The following is a 19457-nucleotide window of genomic DNA, read 5'->3' as shown; positions in this document are numbered from 1 at the left end:
GCGATCCGCTCCCAGTCCGGCAGATACCGGATGCGCTCGTAAGTTACCGCCTACACCGGAAGCTGTGCAACTCGGATGACCGGCGGACGGTGCGGCATTTACGCAGACGTGGGAAAATAGTCCGCTAACAGCGCAGGTAAAGCCACGATAGTCGTACTATTTTCGATCATGACGCGCGATTGGCTGCTGGTGGAGACGCTCGGTAGTGAACCAGCAGTCGTTGCGCAGGGTCGTCAGCTCAAGAACCTGGTCCCGCTCACCCAGTTCCTTCGGCGCAGCCCTCACCTGACGGCAATCCAGACCGCGATCGCGGAATCGGCGCGCAGCGGGCAGAGTCTGGCCAGCATCACACCGCGACGCGATCGGGTCATCCGCACCGAACCCGTGGTGATGTCCGACGGCCGGGTACACGGCATCCACGTGTGGGCCGGGCCGGCGGACGCCGAACCGTCTGAACGGCCCATTCCCGGCCCCTTGAAATGGGACCTGACTCTGGGGGTGGCCACCGACACCCGCGAGTCCCTGGCCAACAGCGGCAAGGACCCGGACGTGGAAGCCACCCAGGATCGGGCCTTCGTCGAGGAACTGCCCACCCGCGAGTTCAGCCCCAACGAGAACAAGGTACTGGCGTTGGCGATCCGCGCTGAACCCGGCCAGAGCATCTGTAGCAGTTGGGATGTCACCGATTATCGCGGCGACTTGATCCGGGTGGGGTTCGTGGTTCGCACCGCACGCGAAACCGTCGGCGGGCGTGAGCATCTGGTGACACGCGGAATGAACTGGCGGGCCCAGTTCGACGGCTCGGTACAGCGCCCGGACTTCCTGGCTCAACAGATTCTGCGCGCCCTGGCCCAGCCGGGCGTGCACCGGGCCATGGTCGATCTGTCCAACCGGCGGTTGCTGAAGTGGCTGGACGACCCGTGCCCGTTCTACGACTGGCGCAGCCCCGCCGGCGTGCCGCGGGTTCATCCCGATGACCACGCGCAGATCGCCCGCATGGAAAGCACGCTGTCCCGGTCGCAGGCACCGGTGAGTGGAGTACTGCGACTGCGCCAGGCGGACGGAGGCTGGGCGCCGGTGCACGTCACCGTCAACCGGGTGGAACTCGATGAGGACACGGTTGCCGGGCTGCTCGCACTGCGCCTGCCCACCGCCGCCGAGCTCGCCGAGGCGGGGCACGCCGATGCGGAAAGCTCCGGGACGCGTTACGCGCTCGACGCGCCCTAGCGGTCGCGCCCGCGCACCGGCGACCGCCGCTGCCCCTCAGCCGGGCGGCCCCGCGCGGGCCGCTGCCCGGGCGGCCCCCAGGCGCCACCCGGGAACCGGTATCGCGATGACGACCACCACATCGAGTCCGTCCGTGGTGCAGCTGATCTCGGCGGCGTGCATCCGACGGGCCAGCGCGCCGGCCTGCGCACAGGCGGTCACCGGACCGCCGGGAGCCGATGCCGCACCGGTCAGCGCGGCCAGGTCGGCGATTGCCTGCGCCCGATGCCGGGCGATCACCGCCGAGCCGAGCAGGACGCCGCCGCCGGTGAGGCTGAGCAGTACCGCGACCATGCCGGCGGCGGCCACGGTAGCCCCGCCGGCCTCACCCCACCGGCTCGGCCACCGAGATCGCCTCGGCGTTGATCGCCAAGCCCGGCAACAGAACCGGCCGCACGGTGACCACCGCGAACACCACGTCGCCCTCGGTGCGCAGCCGGATCGTCGCGCCGGCCGGAGCGATCTGCCGCGCCACCGCTGCGGCCGCCGGGGCGTCTCCGCGGGCCGCCAGCCGGGCGGCTTCCCGCGCCGCGTCGATGCACCGCACCTGGGCCGACACCGCGCTGATCCCGGCCAGGCACAGCACCAGCGCCGAAACCAGGGCCGCCAGCGCGAACGCCGCCTCGACAGTGCTGGCGCCGGTGTCCCGCCCAAGGCGCGCACGGCCGATCACGGCCCTTCAGACCTTGGTGTTCAGCGCACGCCCGATGACACGGCTCAATGCCGACACGATCGAATCGCCGGTCACCACGGCGTAAAGGATCGCGCCGAACGCCGCGGCGGCGATCGTCCCGATCGCGTACTCCACCGTGGACATCCCGGATTCGTCGGACGCCACTAGCGCCATCCTCAGCGCGATGATGCGGAACCTGTTGCGTGCCTGCACTATCGGTGTTCCCACAGATCCTCCTTCATCGGTTTCCTCTTCAGGTCTGTCGCGGTGGCGATCACAGCAGGCCCGATTGCAGTACGTCGCCGGCCAGGCCGGCCACCACCGGCACGATGCCCAGGCACACGAACGCGGGCAGGAAGCACAGCCCCAGTGGCCCGGCAATCAGCACCGCGGCTCGCTCCGCGGCGGCGGTGGCCCTGTCGGAGGCCTCGGCTCGGCACTGCTCGGCGAGTTGGCCGAGCCCGGCGGCCAGGGCGGTACCCGAGGACCCCGACCGGCGGGCAAGGCGCAGCACCGCCGCGGTGACCGGGTCGATTGCCGCGCCGGCCGGACCGCCTGGCGCCGACCAGGCAATGCGCGGCTCGGCGCCCAACGCCAGCAGATCCGCGCCGCGGCGCAACGCCTGCGCCAACGGCGGCGGCGCGTGCGCAGCGGTGGCTGCCGCCGCGCCGGACACCGACATGCCCGCGGTCAGGCACAGGGCGAACACATCCATGTCCGCGGCGAGGGCCAGCGCGTCGATCCCCGGGCCCCTCGGGGCCGGCCGGCCGCTGCCCGGTCGGGGCGCGACACGCGACCGGGCCATCTGCGGGCCGGCGGCGGCGAGCACTGCCGCTGCCAGCAGGAGCGCTGCCGTGGTCATGTGCCGGCGCCTGCGGTGATCCGGTCAGACCACAACAACCCGGCGCACACCAGGCTCATCCCGATCAGCGTGAGCATGCCGCCGCCGCCGGCGCCGAGCAGAAATCCGATCGGTCGGGCCCCGATCAGCTGGCCCAGCGCCACTCCGAGCACCGGCAGGCCGGCCAAGAGTGCCGCCGAGGCGCGGGCCCCGGCCATACCGGCTTCGGCCCGCGCCGAGAACCTGTGCCGGGCGGTGATGTCGCGTTGCGCGGCTTGCATCAGGGCCGCGATCGCCAGGCCGTGCTGTTCGCCGAGTTGCCAATACGCGGCGAGCCGTTCCCACTGTGCGGGCAGCGCCGAGGCTGCGGCGGCATCGCGCAGGCCGGTCGCGACGTCGGCGCCCAACCGGGCCCGGGCCGCGACGCCGCCCAGACCGGCGGCCACCACACGGTGGCCGGCTTCCGCAGCGCCGACGGCAAAGGCCCGCACCGGATGCGCCCCCACGCGCAGCTCACCGACCAGGGCATCGAGCGCTGTTTCCAGGGCGCGTGATTCCGCGCTGACCCGGCGGCGCCGCAGGCGGCGGCGCCGGCGCACGGCGGCGGTGATTCCGAACACGGCTCCGGCCAGCCACGCGCAGGGCGGCAGGACCAGCGTGGCCGCCACCCCGGCACCGGTGGCCACCCCGAGCACACTCCAGCGGCCGACCGTCGCGGCGAACCGGCTGCCCGGGCGGCCGGTCGCCGCGAGTCGGCGGCGCGGCGAGGCACCGAGCAGCGCCGCCGCGGCCAGCGCAAATGCGGCGGTCGCCGGGCCGGTCATTCGGCGCGCCGATCGCGCAGCAGGGCCCGAAATTCGGCGGCGTGGCCGGTCAGCCCGCAGTCGGCCTGCCACACCGGTTCGGCCTGCACCAGGCCCGCTGAACTGCGGCGCAGCATTGCGATGTCGGTGAGGCGCCGCTGGCCGTCGCCGCCGCGCGCGACGTGCACCACCACCTGGACGGCTGCCGCCAACTGGCTGTGCAGGCCCGACCGGTCCAGGCCGCCCAGGGCGGCGAGCGCTTCCAGCCGGGCGGGCACGTCGCTGGGACGGTTGGCGTGCACTGTTCCCGCACCGCCTTCGTGGCCGGTGTTCAAGGCGGCGAGCAGATCGACCACTTCAGCGCCGCGAACCTCGCCGACCACCAACCGGTCCGGCCGCATCCGCAGCGCCTGCCGGACCAGTTCGCGCAGCCCCACCTCGCCGATGCCTTCGACGTTCGGCGCGCGCGCCACCAGCCTGACCAGATGCGGATGCCGGGGCAGCAGTTCGGGTGCGTCCTCGACGCAGACCAGCCGCTCGCGCTTGTCTACCGCCCCGAGCAGGGCGGCCAGCATCGTGGTCTTCCCGGCACCGGTGCCGCCGGAGATCAGGAACGCCAAGCGGCCGTCGATGATGTCGGCGAGCAGGGCCGCCGCGGCCGGCGCGATGGCCCCCGCGGCGATCAACGCGGCGAGGTTCTGGGTGGCCGGCCGCAGTACCCGCAGGGAAAGGCACGTGCCACCGGCGGCGAGGGGCGGCAGGATCGCGTGCAGGCGCACGGCGAACTCGCCGGTTCCGATGCCGCGCAGCTGCCCGTCGACCCACGGCTGGGCGTCGTCGAGCCGGCGCCCGGCAGCTACCGCCAGGCGTTGAGCCAGCCGGCGCACCGCCGCTTCGTCGGGGAAACGGATCTCGGTGCGCCGCAAGCCCGCGCCGTCGTCGACCCACACGGCATCGGGTGCGGTGACCAGCACGTCGGTGGTTCCCGCTGCACACAGCAGCGGTTCGAGCATCCCGGCTCCGGTCAGCTCGGTCTGCAAGATCCGCAGGCTGGCCAGCATCTCGGTGTCGCCGAGCACGCCGCCGGACTCGGCCCGCAGGGCAGCGGCAACGGCCTGGGGACGCAACGCCGAGGGTTCTCCGGCCTCGGCTGCCAGCCGTTCGCGGACCCGGTCTATCAGCGAGTCCGGCACGCCACCACGTCCTTGCGCTGCGGCAGCGCTTGCAGAACCCGGCCGGCGGCCACCGCCAGCGCGGAACGGCGCTGCAACCGCAGACCGGCGTGCTCGAGCCGCTCGGCAAGGCGTGGCTCGGCCCGCATCGCGGCCAACAGAGGCAGTCCGAAGATCTGGGCCACGTCGTCGGCCCGGAGGCCGCCGGGCGCCGGGCCGCGTACCACCACGCCGACGTTGGGGTTCAGTGCCCGCAGCCGGGGTGCGATCGCCGCGCCGGCCGCGCACGCCCGCACGTCGCACGGGCTGACCACGGCGACGAGGTCGGCGAGGTTCAGGGCGGTCTCGGTGGGTTCGGCCAGCGCCCGGGGCAGATCGCAGATGACGGTGACTCCGCCGCGACGGCCCGCGTCGATGACGGCGTCGAGGACACCGGCTTGGGCGTCCGGCCCTTGCGCGGCGCGGTGGCCGCGCCGCAGGCCGGACAGCACACTGACTCCGTGCCTGCGGGGTAGCGCCGCCCGCAGCGCCGACCAGGTCAGTCGTCCGCTGTGCTGAGCCAAGTCGCTCCAGCGCAGGCCGGCGGCGTTCTCGGTACCCGCCAGCAGGTCGAGGCCGGCACCCCAGGCGTCCAAATCGATCAACAGCGCGTCGCCGGCGCGCTGCGCCAACGCCGTGGCCAGCAGCGACGCTCCTGCTCCCCCGCATGCTCCGATCACCGCGACGACGGCACCGCGGCCGTGCCCGTCACCGGCCGACTCACCGGCCTCGGCCAGCGCAGCCACCAACTCGTTGCCCTCGGCGGGCAACGCCAGGACCCATTGCGCGCCGACGGCGACGCCGGTTCGCCAGGACGCCGCGCTCGGCTGGGCGGCCGTGAGCACGATGACGCCGGACCGGCGCGGCAGCCGGGCCCGGCCGCAGCGGCCGGCAGCGTCCTCGTCGAGTACGACCGCCGCGGCAGCCGACCAGGTGCTGCGACTCGGCAGGGTCGCGCCGAGATGGCGGACGTGCGTACCGACCGCCGCGGCCACCCGGTCCACCTCGTCTCGCAGGGTGGCCTGGGCGACCAGGGACAGCAGGCCGGCGGATGAACTCACCGCTTCACCGTCACGCCGGGGTCCCCGCGGCGCCACCCCACCCCAGGCGCATGTGGATGAATTATTCGCCTGTGAACAACTTCGGTTCAGCGTTGCCGGAAAAACCGGACAAATGGCACGACAAGCCGGATCTGTAACACGTTCCAGTCGGCGATGAGGGGGTCCCGGCGAACACATTGCCGGACAAAAAAGACGACCCCCGCCAGGGGGGGAGGAGGCGGAGGTCGTCGCGTATCAACCCCGGGGGGTCGGGCCGATACACCCTCGACATAAGCCGAGTGATGTCCACTATACACATGACAGGGCGGTCGGGCGCAAGTATCACTTTGAAAGCATTTTCATTATGTCGGACTACGTGTGAGGTGCTGTTTCTGCCGTAGCGCCGGTCCGGCCGAGCCTGCGGACCTATGCTGAGCCGGTGACCGCCTCCACCCCCCAGCCGCAGTCACCAGCCACGCCGGCGCCGGCCTCCCCGGACCCCTCGGCGGCCGGACCAACCCGCACAGCGGCCTTCCTGGACCTCGACCAGACGGTGATCGCGAAGTCCAGCGCCCTGGCCTTCAGCAAACCCTTCATGGCTCAGGGACTGATCAACCGTCGGACGGTTCTCAAGTCGAGCTATGCGCAATTCCTGATGCTGCTTTCCGGCGCCGACCACGATCAGATGGAGCGGATGCGCGCCCACCTGACCAATATGTGCACCGGCTGGGACGTCGAACAGGTCAAGGCGATCGTCAACGAGACTATGCACGACATCGTCACCCCGCTGATCTTCGCGGAGGCGGCGGAGCTGATCGCCGACCACAAACTCTGCGGCCGCGACGTCGTGGTGGTCTCGGCCTCCGGCGAGGAGATCGTGGCGCCCATCGCCCGGGCGCTCGGCGCCACCCATGCCATGGCCACGCGGATGGTCGTGGCCGACGGCAAGTACACCGGCGAGATCGCGTTCTACTGCTACGGCGAAGGCAAGGTTCAGGCCATCCGCGAACTGGCCGCGCGCGAGGGCTATCCGCTCGAGCACTGCTACGCCTACTCGGACTCGATCACCGACCTGCCGATGCTGCAGGTGGTCGGCCACCCCTCGGCGGTGAACCCCGACCGTGCCCTGCGCAAAGAGGCGCTCGCCAACGGCTGGCCGGTGCTGACCTTCTCTCGGCCGGTGTCGCTGCGGGACCGCATCCCCGCACCGTCAGGCGCGGCACTGGCCACCACCGCCGCGGTCGGTATCAGCGCGCTGGCCGCCGGCGCGCTGACCTATTCCCTGTTGCGTCGGCTGGCACCCTGACCGAGCGTCCAGCAAACAACCCTGGTCACGATCAGATGACACAGGAGCCGGCCGCTTCTATTACCCCTTGCTGTGGCGTGCGCCACGTAGTACAAAGGAACCACGGAAGCCGGCAAGGCCAGGGTCGACTCGGAAGAGAAGGATCGATCTCCCGAACCGTACTTCCGGAGTGCGGAAAGCGGTACCCACGCGTAGCCATAGCCGCGAAGATGGCAGAAGTGTTGCGGGCCTGCGTAATTCCGGTACGTGATCGGTGATGTCAGCCCTTTGGGTGGGGCTACAGCCGAAGAACGCCGTAGGAGCGCCGAGGCCACCCACGCAGCCCATGTTGGACGCCTGGTAACCGTGTACCGTGCTAGCGGGCGGCGAGCCGAATCCTTCGGAGCGCCGCCCGCTTTGTTCGCCCCCAGAGGAGCTGGAGCCGGCGCTTACCGCCCCGCCTCAGCAATCTCCAGCGCATCGAGCGCACCGGTGCGCATCGCGCCGCAACACAGCAGCAGCCACCCGGTGACACCCTCGCGCGAACCGGTCGCGAAACCCTCCGCCGCGCGCCGGTAGTCGCGGGCCTTGCGCATCCAGGCCACTTCCGGAACGCCCAGTCCATGGCGGTCCAGGCCGCTGGCGATCGTGACCAGGCGGGCCGCGCCCCGGGCCACCACCCCGTCCGCGCTGCCGAACGGCGCCAGCGTCAGCAGTTCGCCGTGCACCACCGCGGCGAAAACCGGGGCGGCCACCGAGGTGCCCCCGGTAGCAAGGTCGGCCAGCATCTCCAGCCGGCGCCCCACGGCCGCACCGCCCTCCGGCCGACCTAGCCGCTCCTCGTCGACCAAGTCCGCGGCGGCTAACACGTGCAGCCGGGCCAACGCCTGCAGCGGAGCACGTCGCCACACCTCGACCAGTGCGGTCTCCCCGCCTTCTAACGCTTGGGCCACCCGCAGCGCGCCGGCGAACACGGGGTCGGAAGTCGCGTCGGCGTCCACGGCCGCGGGCCCACCGTCGAGAACCGACGACGCCCGCGCCGCCCGCAGCGATGCCTCAGCGGCGCTGACCGGCCAGCCGCGCATGTTGGTCTTGTGCCGATGCACCCGGGCCAGCTCGTCGCGGACCTGCTCGGCTGCCGCGGCAACGCCCGGAAGGTCGAGCAACGGCGCCAGGGGATCCCGCGGGGTGGTCACATGCTGTGACACTACCGTCGAGGTGATTAGGCTCCTGACGGTGAGCAGTAACTCAGACACCGCCCCCGCCCCATCCGCGTCGTCGTACCCGCCCTCGGCCGAGTTCGCCGCCCAGGCCAACGCGGGTCCTGAGTTGTATCGCGCCGCCGACGACGACCGGCTCGGCTTCTGGGCCGCGCAGGCCCACCGGTTGAGCTGGGCAGAACCGTTCACCGAGGTGCTTGACTACTCCGATGCCCCGTTCGCCCGCTGGTTCGGCGACGGCAGGCTCAACGTCGCCTACAACTGCGTGGATCGCCACGTGGAAGCCGGCCACGGCGAGCGGGTGGCGATCCATTGGGAGGGCGAGCCCGACGGGGACGCCCGCACCATCACCTATGCCGACCTGCTGGCCGACGTCTGTCGGGCGGCCAACGCGCTGACCGGCCTGGGCCTGGTCGCCGGTGACCGGGTGGCGATCTATCTGCCGATGATCCCCGAAGCGGTGGTCGCGATGCTGGCGTGCGCCCGGTTGGGCGTCCTGCACACCGTGGTGTTCGCCGGGTTCTCCGCGCACGCGCTGCGGTCGCGCATCGATGACGCCCAGGCCAAGGTGGTGATCACCTCCGACGGCCAGTTCCGCCGTGGCCAGCCGGCACCGCTCAAGCCCGCCGTCGACGAGGCGGTGGCTGAGGCTCCCAGCGTCGAACGCGTGCTGGTGGTGCGGCGCACCGGCGGCGAGGTGTCCTGGAACCCCGACCGCGACCTGTGGTGGCACGAGGTGGTGGAGCCGGCCGCCGCGCAGCACACGCCCGAGGCCTTCGACGCCGAGCAGCCGCTGTTTCTGCTGTACACGTCGGGGACCACGGGCAAACCGAAGGGCATCGTGCACACCAGCGGCGGTTACCTGACCCAGGCCGCCTACACCCACCACTACGTGTTCGACCTCAAGGCCGCGTCCGACGTCTTCTGGTGCACCGCCGACGTCGGCTGGGTCACCGGACACACCTACGCCGTGTACGGACCGCTGGCCAACGGCGCCACCGAGGTGATCTACGAAGGCACCCCGGACTTCCCAGACCACCACCGACACTTCCAGATCATCGAAAAATACGGCGTCACAATCTATTACACCGCGCCGACATTGATCCGCACCTTCATGAAGTGGGGCCGCGAGGTCCCCGACACCCACAACCTGTCCAGTCTGCGGTTGCTGGGCTCGGTGGGTGAGCCGATCAACCCGGAGGCGTGGCGCTGGTACCGGCGGGTGATCGGCAAGGACGCGGTTCCGGTGGTCGACACCTGGTGGCAGACCGAGACCGGTGCGGCGATGATCTCCCCGCTGCCCGGGGTTTCCGCGGCCAAACCGGGTGCGGCGATGACGCCGCTGCCGGGGATCTCCGCGCGCATCGTCGACGATCACGGTGACCAGTTGGCGCCGGATCAGGCATCCGGCGAGCCGGTGTCGGGATACCTGGTGATCGACCAGCCCTGGCCGGCGATGACCCGGGGCATCTGGGGCGACCGGCAGCGCTTCATCGACACCTACTGGTCGCGCTTCGCCGAGCAGGGCTGGTACTTCGCCGGCGACGGCGCCCGCTACGACGCCGACGGCGACATCTGGGTGCTGGGCCGCATCGACGACGTGATGAATGTGTCCGGGCACCGCATCTCCACCGCCGAGGTGGAGTCGGCACTTGTCAGTCACGAGGCGGTGGCCGAGGCCGCCGTGGTCGGCGCCATCGACGAGCAGACCGGCCAGCGGATCTGCGCGTTCGTGGTACTGGCGGCCTCCCACAGCCACGTCGGCGGGGTGATCGTCGACGAGCTGCGCGAGCGCGTCACTGTGGAGATCTCGCCGATCGCCAAACCGCGCAACGTCCACATCGTCCCGGAGTTGCCCAAGACCCGCAGCGGCAAGATCATGCGGCGCCTGCTGCGCGATATCGCCGATGGCCGCGAACTCGGCGACACCTCAACCCTGGTGGACCCCAGCGTGTTCGACGCAATCCGGGCGGCCGACTAGGCCGGGCGCCTAGCCGATCGGCACGAATCCGGCGCCCGGGCGGCCATTTTCGGTGATGTCGCCCAGTACGGCGTTGATCGACACCACGACCGCAGGCGTGTGCAACGGGATGTACTTGATCACGCAGGTGGGCAACGCGTCGCTGAACGCCCCGTGGATCATGCCGACCAGCATGTTGTTCACCACGACCGGCCCGCCGGAGTCGCCGGGGCGCCCGCAGACCTGCATCACGATGGTGCCGGGATCCTGGCCGGGCCCCCAGGTGACACCACAGGAGTTGCCCGTGGTGCGGCCCTGCTTGCACGCGATCTGGCCGAACAGCGGGTCCGGTCCGATGCCGCCGATCACAAAGCCACCGAAGTTGGGCACCGGGGTCACCTTGTCCGGGTCGAACTCGATCACCGCGTAGTCCAGGGCGTCGTTACCGGCCACCATGTGACCGATCGTGCCGCTGCGCTCGGCGCCCTCAGCCGCCACCCGGGCGCCCGGGCCGCCGCAGTGCGCGGAGGTGAAACCGATCAGGGCGCCGGTCCGGTCGTGACCGATCGAGGTCAGCGTGCACAGCGTGTCCTCGTCGACCACCAGGCCCGCGCCCCCGCCGAGCACCACCTTGTCGTCGGCGGCCACTCGGACCGCCGGTACGGCGACCGTGGCCAGGGCGACACCAGTCACTCCTGCCAGCAGCGCCATCACGGCGCGCAGCGACCAGCGGTGTGCGATCTGCACTGCGGTTCTCCCGTCGGTTAACTCCCCCTCAGTGGTAAATAAACAGCCTAGCCGCGCCGGCGGCTCACCGCGGGTCTGGGCGCGCCGCGACCCGTCCCCACCCACCTCCGCCGAGCTGTCTACATCGGCCGCGGCTTTACCGGGGTCACTCGTGGGGCCGGCCAGCGCATGGCAACATTAAGCCGCGACGACGGCGAACGGGAGGACAGCCAGTGAGCAAGGCCGATCGCAGGAATGCATCACGCGCCTCGAACAGATCCGCCAGGACGGACCGCAACGGCGTACCCACCGGCTTGGCGACCATCCCGCTTGCCGACCCGCACGCGCTGCCGGCCGACCCGTCGCTGGGCGATCTGGTCAAGGACGCCACCGCGCAGATTTCGACGCTGGTGCGCGCGGAGGTCGAACTCGCCCGCGCCGAGATCACCCGCGACGTCAAGAAGGGCCTGACCGGCAGCGTGTTCTTCATCGCGGCCCTGGTCGTGCTGTTCTACTCCACCTTCTTTTTCTTCTTCTTCGTCGCCGAGCTGCTCAACCTGTGGCTGCAGTCCTGGGCTGCCTACCTGATCGTGTTCGGGCTGATGCTGGTGTTCACGGTGGCCCTTGCCCTGATCGGCTACCTGCGGGTTCGCCGCATCCGCGGACCGCGCAAGACCATCGAGACGGTGCGCGAGGCACGCGAGGCGCTGCGCCCCGACCCGGACCGCCTGCACGGCGCGTCGGCGACGGCCGTCACCGACGGCAAGCCGACCACCGATCCGTCGGGCTGGTAGTGCCACCACCGGATCCGTCGACCACCCGCATCGACGGGCCGTGGCGGCACTGGGACATCCACGCCAACGGCATTCGCTTCCATGTCGTCGAGGCGGTTCCGGACGGCGACATCGCCGCCGACGGCCCGCCGACGGCACGGCCGCTGGTGATTCTGCTGCACGGGTTCGGGGCTTTCTGGTGGACCTGGCGTCATCAACTGCGCGGGCTGCGCGGCTTTCGCGTCGTCGCGGTCGACCTGCGCGGCTACGGCGGCAGCGACAAGCCGCCCCGCGGCTACGACGGCTGGACGCTGGCCGGCGACACGGCCGGGCTGATCCGGGCCCTGGGACACTCCTCGGCGACCCTGGTGGGCCACGCCGACGGCGGCCTGGTGTGCTGGGCGACCGCGCTGCTGCACCCCCGCTTGGTGCGCGACATCGCGGTGGTCAGCTCGCCGCACCCGGCGGCGCTGCGCAACTCGGCGCTGACCCACGCCGGTCAGGGCCGGGCACTGTTGCCGTGGCTGCTGCGCTACCAGGTTCCGTTCTGGCCGGAGCACACCCTGACCCGGCGTGACGGAGCCGAGATCGAGCGGCTGGTGCGCAGCCGGGCCGGGGCGAGATGGCAGGCAAGCGCCGATTTCACCGAGACGATCGGGCATCTGCGCACTGCGGTGCGCATCCCGTCGGCGGCCCACTGCGCGCTGGAGTACCAGCGCTGGGCGGTGCGCAGCCAACTGCGCGCCGAGGGCCGGCGGTTCATGAAGGCGCTGGACCTGCGCACCTTGGGGATACCGCTGCTGCATCTACGCGGCGAGCACGACCCGTACGTGTTGACCGATCCGGTCGAGAAGACCCGGCGATATGCCCCGCACGGCCGGTACGTGTCGGTGCCCGACGCCGGACACTTCGCCCACGAAGAGTCGCCCGCAGTGGTCAACGAGCACCTGACGCGGTTCCTGCGGGGCGAAGCCGGGTGAAACGGGCTGCGGCCCTGGGTTACTCGCCCCCGACACAGGTCTGAGTGGAGACCGGCGAAGTGTTACCGATGCGGGCCAGCTGGCCCGCCACCTCCTCAGCGGTCATGACGAACCCGGTGTCCGGGTCGTCGACTGCCGCGCCGAACACCACGCCGAGCACCCGGCCGTCCATGTCGATCATGGGGCCGCCGGAGTTTCCTTGCAGCACAGTGCCTCTGATGGTGTAAACCCGGCGGGGGACCGTCGTGCTGCGGTAGATGTCGGGGCCCTCGAGGTTGATGACGTCGCGAATTCGGGCCGGGGTGGCCTCGAAGACGCCGCCGCCGGGGTAGCCCAGCACCAGCGCGTCGGTGTCGGCATCGGCAGGCGAGGAGGCGAACGTCAACGGCGGCAACGGCAGATCGGGCACGGCCAGGATGGAGATGTCTTCCCTGGGGTCGAAGGAGATCACCGTGGCCTCATACGATTTGGATCCGCTCTCCACGGTGACACTGTCCGACCCGGCTACCACGTGCGCGTTCGTCATCACCCGGGTGGGCGCGATCACGAATCCGGTGCCCTCCAGAACCTTCTGGCAGTCCGGCGCGACGCCCCGGATTCTCAGCACGCTCGGCGCAGTGGATTCCACCACCGGGCTGGCGGCCAGCGCCGGGTCCGGCGCATCCACCGCCGCGATCGGCGTACGGCTGAAGGGCTCCAGTACGGCGGGCAGCCCGGAATCGTCGAGCACGGCCGACAGCCGCCGCGGGACGTTCTTGAGCCATTGCGGCGCGATGTCGTCGACCTGACGCAGCACCCGTGAGTCGTTGACGGCGGCGGCCAGGGCCGGCTGATCCGACGCCGTCAGCGGGGTGGCCAGCAGCCAGGCCGCGATCAGCACCACCCCCAGCTGCAAGACCACCCCGACGACCGAATCCGTGGTCCGGACGCCGGGACTGCGGATCGCTCCCCGCACCGCTCGGCCCAGGACCACCCCCGCGACCTCACCGACGACGACCATGGCCAGGATCAGGAACAGCGCGGCGAACAGCTTCAGGCGGGGGCCGGAAACGCTCTCGATCAGGTGCGGCGCCAGCAGCACCCCGGCCATAGCACCCAGCGCGACGCCGACGAAGGACAGCAGGGAGCCCAGCGCACCCGAACGCCAGCCCGACACTGCGGCAACGAAGGCGATCGCCAGCACGGCGATGTCCAGCCACTGCGACGACGTCATATTCCGCCTTCTCCTCCAACCTGCGCCATGGCCTCGTCGAGCCCCAGCACCTCAGTGGTGTCCCAGGGCTGCGCCCAGCCGGCCACGTCCAGCATCGCCGAGATCACCTGGGCGGTGAATCCCCAGACCAGCATCTGGTTGAGCCGGAACGCCGGCATGGCCCAACGCCGGCTGCGCGCATCACGGTAAACCATCAACCGGTTCTCGGGGTTGATGAATGCCCGGACTGGAACGCGCGCCACGATTGCGGTCTCGCCCGGGTCCACCACGGTTACCGGCCCGGGATCCTCGGAGTACGCCAGCACCGGCACCACCTGGAATCCCGACGGCGCGATGAAAATCTTCTCCAATGCCACCAGCGGATGGATCCGGGCCGGGTCGATCCCGGTCTCCTCGTTGGCCTCCCGCAGCGCGGTGGCAACCGGCCCGTCGTCGCCGGGATCGACCGCTCCGCCCGGGAAGGCGGCCTGCCCCGCGTGATGGCGCAGCGCCGAGGCCCGCACCGTGACCAGCAGGTCAGCCGATTCCGATATCGCCTCCGGCGGGCCGCCAGGCGGCCCGGAGAACAGCACCAGGACCGCGGCGTCTCGCCGCGCGCCGGTGACGCGTGCCTTGGCGTCGGCCGCGGCGATCATGGCCCGAACGTCGGCCGGCACCCGCCGCAGATACGCCGTGGGCACCTTGTCCACATTGTCGACCAGCGGCCGCAGCCAAGACGGGGCACGCGACGGGGCCCACGCCCGGGATTCGCCAGCGCTCACCGCGCCTCCCTCTGTGCCGGAACCTGACCGTCCCACATCAGCGGCCGCTGTTCCCGACGGCGGCGGCGATCTCCTCGGCGGTGGCGAAGGGCTGCGGCAGGATGCGGGCAACGCTACCGTCCGCGGCGAGAACCACGGTCGCGGGCATCACGTTGGGGACCTGCAACGCCGCAGCAAGTCGGCGCCGGCCGTCTTGGAGGGTGGGCAGCCGTACGCCCAGTTCGGCCAGCAGCGCCAGGCCCGCGGCTTCGTTGTCGTCTTGATGCACCGTCACCACCGTCACGCCCGCGCCGGCTCGGCGCTGGTATTCGGCGAAGGCCCGCAACTCGTCGCGGCACGGCCGGCACCAGTACGCCCAGAGGTTGAGCACCACCGGCCGGTCGGCCACCATCGCAGCAACGTCTACCGGCGCCCCGTCGGCGGCGCACTCGAGGACGACACCGCGCAGGGCACTCGGGCCGGGGCCGCCGGGACCCGCCTGGCAGGGCGGCAGGTCGGCACGCCGGCGCAGAGCATCGACATCCTGCCCGGCACCGGCCACCGCCCCGCCGCCGGGCGCCACCGCAGCCGGCTCGCGGCGTAGCTCGGCGACCAACCCGGCCAGCAGCGCAACCAGCACGGCGACTATCGCGACGGTCCATCGGGTCGATCTGGTCATCGGTGCGGCGACTCGCTACAGCCCGGCCAGCGCCAGCAGGTGCTCGGTCTCGGGGCCCTTGACCAGCGCGGCCGCCTCCATCGGGGAGGTGGGCCCGATCCCGAAGGACGGGCAGTCCTTGGCCACTACGCACACCCCGCAGGCCGGTTTGCGGGCGTGGCAGACCCGCCGGCCGTGAAAGATCACCCGATGGCTGAGCAGGGTCCATTCCTTGCGCTCGATCAGCTCACCGACCGCGTGCTCGACCTTGACCGGGTCTTCTTCGCTGGTCCAGGCCCAGCGCCGCACCAGGCGACCGAAGTGCGTGTCGACGGTTATGCCCGGGACGCCGAACGCGTTGCCCAGGATCACGTTGGCGGTCTTGCGGCCGACGCCGGGCAGCTGCACCAGTTCTGCCATGGTGCGGGGCAGTTCCCCGTCGTAGCGTTCCACCAGCGCCTGGCCCAGCTTGATCAGCGCCGCGGCCTTGTTGCGGTAGAAGCCGGTGGGTCTGATCAGCTCTTCGAGCTCGGTGCGGTCGGCCTGGGCGTAGTCCAGCGCCGTGGGGTAACGGGCGAACACCGCCGGCGTCGTCAGGTTCACCCGGACGTCGGTGCACTGGGCCGAGAGCACCGTGGCGACGGCAAGTTCCAGGGGTGTGGTGAAGTCCAGCTCGCAGTGAGCGTCCGGAAACGCCTGAGCCAGAGTCCGATTCATGCGGCGAGCGCGCCGGACGAGTCCCGTCCGGGTCTCCGTCCGTGCCGCACGGGGCGTTTTGTCCACTGTCACCTCCGACAGGGTACTAATTTGTGACCCCAACGAGACCTTGCCCAGGTTTACTGGCGACTTGTGTCCTGGTTGCTGATCACCGCCATCCCGACGCTGCTGATGCTGTCGGCAGTCGGACTGGAACGCATCGAAACCGGGTTAAGCCAGCCGGACGATGCCAATCCGCAGTTTCCCCCGAATTCCCATGCCGATCGTGTGTAGCGTTGTAACGTCTCTTGACGCCTGGCTCTAGACTCAGGTGGCTGGCCGGTCAGCGGCCGACGATTATGGGTTAAACCTTCATCAAAACATCTAAGGGGCATCGTGGACGAGATCCTGGCCAGGGCCGGAATCTTCCAGGGAGTTGAGCCCAGCGCCGTAGCCGCGCTGACCAAGCAGCTTCAGCCCGTGGACTTTCCGCGCGGACACACCGTGTTCGCCGAGGGAGAACCCGGCGACCGGCTGTACATCATTGTCTCCGGAAAAGTGAAAATCGGTCGGCGCTCCCCCGATGGCCGGGAGAACCTCCTGACCATCATGGGCCCCTCGGACATGTTCGGTGAGTTGTCGATCTTCGACCCCGGTCCCCGGACCTCCAGCGCGACCACCATCACCGAGGTGCGCGCCGTGTCGATGGACCGCGACGCCTTGCGGTCGTGGATCTCTGATCGCCCCGAGATCGCCGAGCAGCTGCTGCGGGTGCTGGCCCGCCGGTTGCGGCGCACCAACAACAACCTGGCGGACCTGATCTTCACCGACGTGCCCGGCCGGGTGGCCAAGCAGCTGCTGCAGCTCGCGCAGCGGTTCGGCACCCAGGAAGGCGGGGCCCTGCGGGTCACCCACGACCTGACCCAGGAAGAGATCGCTCAGCTGGTCGGAGCCTCCCGCGAGACGGTGAACAAGGCGCTGGCTGACTTCGCTCACCGCGGCTGGATTCGGCTCGAGGGCAAGAGCGTGCTGATCTCGGACTCCGAGCGTCTGGCGCGGCGCGCGCGCTAAGCCTCACTCACTCGCGTCGAGACCGACGTTTTGCAGATGGCCACTCGCATTTTTGCTGCAAAACGTCGGTTTCGACGCGAGCGTCAGCCCCGCAGGTAGTCCAGCTGGGCTTGCACCGACCATTCGGCGGCGCTCCAGAGCTCCTCGTCGACGTCGGTGTAGACATGTTCGACGACTTGGCGGGCGGTGGCGTCGTCGCCCAGCGCGGCCAACACGGCGCGCACCTGGTCGAGCCGCTGTTCGCGGTGCCGCAGGTAGCCTTCGGCAACCGCTTCGATGTTCGGCAGCTCCGGACCGTGACCCGGCAGCACCGTACGCCCGCCCAGGCCGCGCAGCCGCCGCAGCGAGTCCAGGTAGCGCGTCAGGTCGCCGTCTTCGGAGTCGATGACGGTGGTGCCCCGGCCCAGTACGGTGTCGGCGGTCAGCACGGCGTCGTCGAGTACGAACGACAGCGAGTCCGCGGTGTGTCCGGGCGTGGCGAAAACGGTGATGCGCAGCCCGGCCGCGTCGATCACCTGACCGTCGGTCAGCCCGCCGCCCAGCCTCCGCTGAAATCCGCTGCCCGCCGAGTACACCGGGGCGCCGACGGCCTCGACCAGCTTGTCGATCCCATCGGTGTGGTCGAAGTGGCGGTGGCTGATCAGGACCAGGGCGATCCGGCCGAGCTCGGCAAGGCGGCCGATGTGCTCGTCGTCGTCGGGCCCCGGGTCGACGAGCACCAGCTCGTCACTTCCCGGCCCCCGTAGTACCCAGGTATTGGTGCCGTCCAGGGTCATCAGCCCGGGATTGTCGGCCAGCAGCACCGACGCGGTCTCGGTGACGGGCCGCAGCCGGCCGTAGGCAGGATGACTGGCCGACACCGTCGGCTACTCCGCCGCGGCCTTCAGCTCGACGATCAGCTCGACCTCCACCGGCGCATCCAGCGGCAGTTCGGAGACCCCGACCGCGGAGCGGGCGTGTTGGCCGGCGTCGCCGAACACCTCACCCAACAATTCAGAAGCCCCGTTGACCACGGCGGGCTGCCCGTTGAAACCCGGCGCCGACGCGACGAATCCCACCACCTTGACCACGCGAGCCACCGCGTCGAGCCCGACCAGGGCATCCACGGCGGCCAGTGCGTTCAGAGCACAGATCCGGGCCAGCGCCCGCCCGTCCTGCGGGCTGACTGCGGCGCCCACCTTGCCGGTGCGCAAGGCGCCGTCCTGCATCGGCAGCTGGCCGGAGGTGTAGACCAGGTCGCCGGTTCGCACCGCCGGAACGTAGTCCGCCAGCGGCGCGACCACCTGGGGCAAGACGATTCCGAGTTCGTCCAGCCGGGCTCGCCAGCTCATCGCGGGCGCTTCAGGAAGGCGATGAGCTGCTCACCGGAAGGCCCCGGCAGCACCGAGACCAACTCCCAGCCGTCTTCTCCCCACTGGTCGAGGATCTGCTTGGTGGCATGCGTGATCAAGGGGACCGTGGCGTACTCCCAGACCGTGCGTTGACTCATGGCAGCGAGCTTATCGCTAGGGCACCCGAGCACTTGGTTAGCATGCAGTGGTGACAGCGACATCCCGCAGCGAGCCGCTTCTCGGCTGGCCTTCGCGATTGACGAAGGCCCGGCTGCATTTCGTGACCGGTAAGGGCGGTACCGGCAAGTCCACGGTGGCAGCCGCGCTGGCGTTGTCGCTGGCGGCTGGCGGGCGCCGGGTCTTGCTGGTGGAAGTGGAAGAGCGCCAAGGCATTGCGCAGCTCTTCGACGTGCCACCGCTACCCATTGAGCCGGTCAAAATCGCGACCGCCGAGGGCGGCGGGCACGTCGATGCCCTGGCGATGGACATCGAGGCCGCGTTCCTGGAATACCTCGACCTGTTCTACAACCTGGGTTTGGCCGGGCGGGCGATGCGGCGCGTCGGTGCCGTCGAGTTCGCGACCACCATCGCGCCCGGGCTGCGTGACGTGATCCTCACCGGCAAGATCAAGTACCACGTGATCCAGGTCGACAAGAACAACAAGCCGGTCTATGACGCCATCGTGGTGGACGCGCCGCCGACCGGCCGGATCTCGCGGTTCCTCGACGTCACCAAGGCGGTGTCGCAACTGGCCAAGGGCGGCCCCGTGCACTCGCAGGCCGAGGGCGTGGTGAAGCTGCTGCACTCCGACGAGACCGCGATTCATCTGGTGACGCTGCTGGAAGCCCTGCCGATGCAGGAGACCCTCGAGGCCATTGAGGAGCTACGGCAACTGGACCTGCCGATCGGCAGCGTGATCGTCAACCGCGATATCCCCGCGCACCTGCAACCCGCCGACCTGGCCAAGGCA

At 70.4% G+C, this 19457-nt stretch carries 24 protein-coding genes; 8 read left to right on the top strand and 16 right to left on the bottom strand.

Annotation, left to right across the window (positions count from 1 at the left end; translation table 11 throughout):
- Window positions 1–168: 168 nt before the first annotated feature.
- Complete coding sequence (locus LI92_RS00115; RefSeq protein ID WP_046314790.1) at window positions 169–1227, top strand: PAS domain-containing protein; 1059 nt, start codon at window positions 169–171, stop codon at window positions 1225–1227.
- Between the two features lie 36 nt (window positions 1228–1263).
- Here the strand turns inward: LI92_RS00115 and LI92_RS22855 are convergent, their stop codons facing one another.
- The 7 genes from LI92_RS22855 to ssd form a co-directional block, all read right to left on the bottom strand.
- Window positions 1264–1575: an Rv3654c family TadE-like protein gene (locus tag LI92_RS22855; protein WP_192829947.1), complete on the bottom strand. Its 312-nt coding sequence runs from the start codon at window positions 1573–1575 to the stop codon at window positions 1264–1266.
- Between the two features lie 16 nt (window positions 1576–1591).
- Entirely contained in the window at window positions 1592–1939 is a 348-nt protein-coding gene (locus LI92_RS22850) for a TadE family type IV pilus minor pilin (RefSeq protein ID WP_046314788.1), read from the bottom strand.
- Window positions 1940–1945: 6 nt separating this feature from the next.
- Complete coding sequence (locus LI92_RS00100) at window positions 1946–2113, bottom strand: DUF4244 domain-containing protein (protein ID WP_046314884.1); 168 nt, start codon at window positions 2111–2113, stop codon at window positions 1946–1948.
- A gap of 100 nt (window positions 2114–2213) precedes the next feature.
- Window positions 2214–2801 (bottom strand): type II secretion system F family protein, encoded by a 588-nt coding sequence (locus LI92_RS00095; RefSeq protein WP_046314786.1) that lies wholly within the window; start codon window positions 2799–2801, stop codon window positions 2214–2216.
- Window positions 2798–3604 (bottom strand): type II secretion system F family protein, encoded by an 807-nt coding sequence (locus tag LI92_RS00090; protein ID WP_046314784.1) that lies wholly within the window; start codon window positions 3602–3604, stop codon window positions 2798–2800. The genes LI92_RS00095 and LI92_RS00090 overlap by 4 nt, the downstream gene beginning before the upstream one ends.
- Window positions 3601–4776 carry a TadA family conjugal transfer-associated ATPase gene (locus LI92_RS00085; protein ID WP_046314781.1) on the bottom strand — a complete coding sequence of 392 codons (1176 nt, stop codon included), beginning with the start codon at window positions 4774–4776 and terminating at the stop codon, window positions 3601–3603. Before LI92_RS00085 ends, LI92_RS00090 begins: the two co-directional genes overlap by 4 nt.
- Window positions 4761–5855, bottom strand: coding sequence for a septum site-determining protein Ssd (gene ssd, locus LI92_RS00080; RefSeq protein ID WP_286134740.1), 1095 nt, complete (start codon window positions 5853–5855; stop codon window positions 4761–4763). The genes LI92_RS00085 and ssd overlap by 16 nt, the downstream gene beginning before the upstream one ends.
- A 418-nt stretch (window positions 5856–6273) precedes the next feature.
- Here ssd and LI92_RS00075 point away from each other — a divergent pair, with 418 nt between their 5' ends.
- The gene (locus LI92_RS00075) at window positions 6274–7140 is read left to right on the top strand and encodes an HAD-IB family hydrolase (RefSeq protein WP_046314779.1); all 867 of its coding nucleotides are present in this window, start codon (window positions 6274–6276) and stop codon (window positions 7138–7140) included.
- A gap of 428 nt (window positions 7141–7568) precedes the next feature.
- Here the strand turns inward: LI92_RS00075 and LI92_RS00070 are convergent, their stop codons facing one another.
- Window positions 7569–8315, bottom strand: coding sequence for a hypothetical protein (locus tag LI92_RS00070; protein ID WP_046314777.1), 747 nt, complete (start codon window positions 8313–8315; stop codon window positions 7569–7571).
- Between the two features lie 40 nt (window positions 8316–8355).
- On the opposite strand from LI92_RS00070, the gene acs reads away from it, so the two are divergent.
- On the top strand, window positions 8356–10320 hold the full coding sequence (gene acs, locus LI92_RS00065) for an acetate--CoA ligase (RefSeq protein WP_046314775.1): 1965 nt from the start codon (window positions 8356–8358) through the stop codon (window positions 10318–10320).
- A 9-nt stretch (window positions 10321–10329) separates the two neighbouring features.
- On the opposite strand, the gene LI92_RS00060 is transcribed toward acs, so the two are convergent.
- The gene (locus LI92_RS00060) at window positions 10330–11046 is read right to left on the bottom strand and encodes a chymotrypsin family serine protease (RefSeq protein WP_082109454.1); all 717 of its coding nucleotides are present in this window, start codon (window positions 11044–11046) and stop codon (window positions 10330–10332) included.
- 212 nt (window positions 11047–11258) lie between these two features.
- Between LI92_RS00060 and LI92_RS00055 the strand changes: the two genes are divergently transcribed.
- Both LI92_RS00055 and LI92_RS00050 read left to right on the top strand, forming a co-directional pair.
- Entirely contained in the window at window positions 11259–11819 is a 561-nt protein-coding gene (locus tag LI92_RS00055) for a phage holin family protein (RefSeq protein WP_046314773.1), read from the top strand.
- Window positions 11819–12778: an alpha/beta fold hydrolase gene (locus tag LI92_RS00050; protein WP_046314771.1), complete on the top strand. Its 960-nt coding sequence runs from the start codon at window positions 11819–11821 to the stop codon at window positions 12776–12778. The genes LI92_RS00055 and LI92_RS00050 overlap by 1 nt, the downstream gene beginning before the upstream one ends.
- Before the next feature lie 19 nt (window positions 12779–12797).
- On the opposite strand, the gene marP is transcribed toward LI92_RS00050, so the two are convergent.
- From marP to nth, 4 genes are read right to left on the bottom strand one after another with little or no spacing between them, the layout of a single operon-like run.
- Window positions 12798–13991, bottom strand: a complete 1194-nt coding sequence (gene marP / locus LI92_RS00045; protein WP_046314769.1) for an acid resistance serine protease MarP — start codon at window positions 13989–13991, stop codon at window positions 12798–12800.
- On the bottom strand, window positions 13988–14752 hold the full coding sequence (locus tag LI92_RS00040; RefSeq protein WP_046314767.1) for an NUDIX hydrolase: 765 nt from the start codon (window positions 14750–14752) through the stop codon (window positions 13988–13990). The genes marP and LI92_RS00040 overlap by 4 nt, the downstream gene beginning before the upstream one ends.
- 37 nt (window positions 14753–14789) lie before the next feature.
- On the bottom strand, window positions 14790–15410 hold the full coding sequence (locus tag LI92_RS00035; RefSeq protein WP_046314765.1) for a TlpA family protein disulfide reductase: 621 nt from the start codon (window positions 15408–15410) through the stop codon (window positions 14790–14792).
- A gap of 15 nt (window positions 15411–15425) precedes the next feature.
- A complete protein-coding gene (gene nth, locus LI92_RS00030) occupies window positions 15426–16106 on the bottom strand; it encodes an endonuclease III (RefSeq protein ID WP_192829946.1) in 681 nt (226 codons plus the stop codon).
- A gap of 132 nt (window positions 16107–16238) precedes the next feature.
- Here nth and LI92_RS23620 point away from each other — a divergent pair, with 132 nt between their 5' ends.
- A complete protein-coding gene (locus tag LI92_RS23620) occupies window positions 16239–16379 on the top strand; it encodes a hypothetical protein (protein ID WP_192829945.1) in 141 nt (46 codons plus the stop codon).
- Between the two features lie 102 nt (window positions 16380–16481).
- A complete protein-coding gene (crp, locus tag LI92_RS00025) occupies window positions 16482–17156 on the top strand; it encodes a cAMP-activated global transcriptional regulator CRP (RefSeq protein ID WP_013830875.1) in 675 nt (224 codons plus the stop codon).
- 83 nt (window positions 17157–17239) lie between these two features.
- Here crp and LI92_RS00020 read toward each other — a convergent pair whose 3' ends face one another.
- Genes LI92_RS00020 through sp36 form a run of 3 tightly spaced genes read right to left on the bottom strand, consistent with a single transcriptional unit; the run spans window position 17240 to window position 18645 of the window.
- Entirely contained in the window at window positions 17240–18016 is a 777-nt protein-coding gene (locus tag LI92_RS00020) for an MBL fold metallo-hydrolase (protein WP_046314761.1), read from the bottom strand.
- Between the two features lie 6 nt (window positions 18017–18022).
- Window positions 18023–18487 (bottom strand): RidA family protein, encoded by a 465-nt coding sequence (locus LI92_RS00015; RefSeq protein WP_046314758.1) that lies wholly within the window; start codon window positions 18485–18487, stop codon window positions 18023–18025.
- Window positions 18484–18645 carry a Sp36 family protein gene (gene sp36 / locus LI92_RS00010; RefSeq protein WP_105295166.1) on the bottom strand — a complete coding sequence of 54 codons (162 nt, stop codon included), beginning with the start codon at window positions 18643–18645 and terminating at the stop codon, window positions 18484–18486. The genes LI92_RS00015 and sp36 overlap by 4 nt, the downstream gene beginning before the upstream one ends.
- A 47-nt stretch (window positions 18646–18692) precedes the next feature.
- Between sp36 and bagA the strand changes: the two genes are divergently transcribed.
- Window positions 18693–19457 (top strand): ATPase BagA (bagA, locus tag LI92_RS00005; protein ID WP_192829944.1); only part of this gene is annotated, 765 nt, incomplete at its 3' end.

Origin of the sequence: Mycobacterium sp. UM_Kg1, from assembly GCF_000972925.1 — a bacterium.
Lineage (GTDB): Bacteria > Actinomycetota > Actinomycetes > Mycobacteriales > Mycobacteriaceae > Mycobacterium > Mycobacterium hiberniae.
This window is presented reverse-complemented; position numbering and strand designations above follow the sequence as displayed.

Bases quoted from the DNA above. Each gene is read 5' to 3' on its own strand.
- marP (WP_046314769.1), bottom strand. From the start codon at position 13,991: ATGACGTCGTCGCAGTGGCTGGACATCGCCGTGCTGGCGATCGCCTTC.
- LI92_RS00015 (WP_046314758.1), bottom strand. From the start codon at position 18,487: ATGAGCTGGCGAGCCCGGCTGGACGAACTCGGAATCGTCTTGCCCCAG.
- LI92_RS00095 (WP_046314786.1), bottom strand. From the start codon at position 2,801: ATGACCACGGCAGCGCTCCTGCTGGCAGCGGCAGTGCTCGCCGCCGCC.
- LI92_RS00090 (WP_046314784.1), bottom strand. From the start codon at position 3,604: ATGACCGGCCCGGCGACCGCCGCATTTGCGCTGGCCGCGGCGGCGCTG.
- LI92_RS00035 (WP_046314765.1), bottom strand. From the start codon at position 15,410: ATGACCAGATCGACCCGATGGACCGTCGCGATAGTCGCCGTGCTGGTT.
- nth (WP_192829946.1), bottom strand. From the start codon at position 16,106: ATGAATCGGACTCTGGCTCAGGCGTTTCCGGACGCTCACTGCGAGCTG.
- LI92_RS00115 (WP_046314790.1), top strand. From the start codon at position 169: ATGACGCGCGATTGGCTGCTGGTGGAGACGCTCGGTAGTGAACCAGCA.
- LI92_RS00100 (WP_046314884.1), bottom strand. From the start codon at position 2,113: ATGGCGCTAGTGGCGTCCGACGAATCCGGGATGTCCACGGTGGAGTAC.
- sp36 (WP_105295166.1), bottom strand. From the start codon at position 18,645: ATGAGTCAACGCACGGTCTGGGAGTACGCCACGGTCCCCTTGATCACG.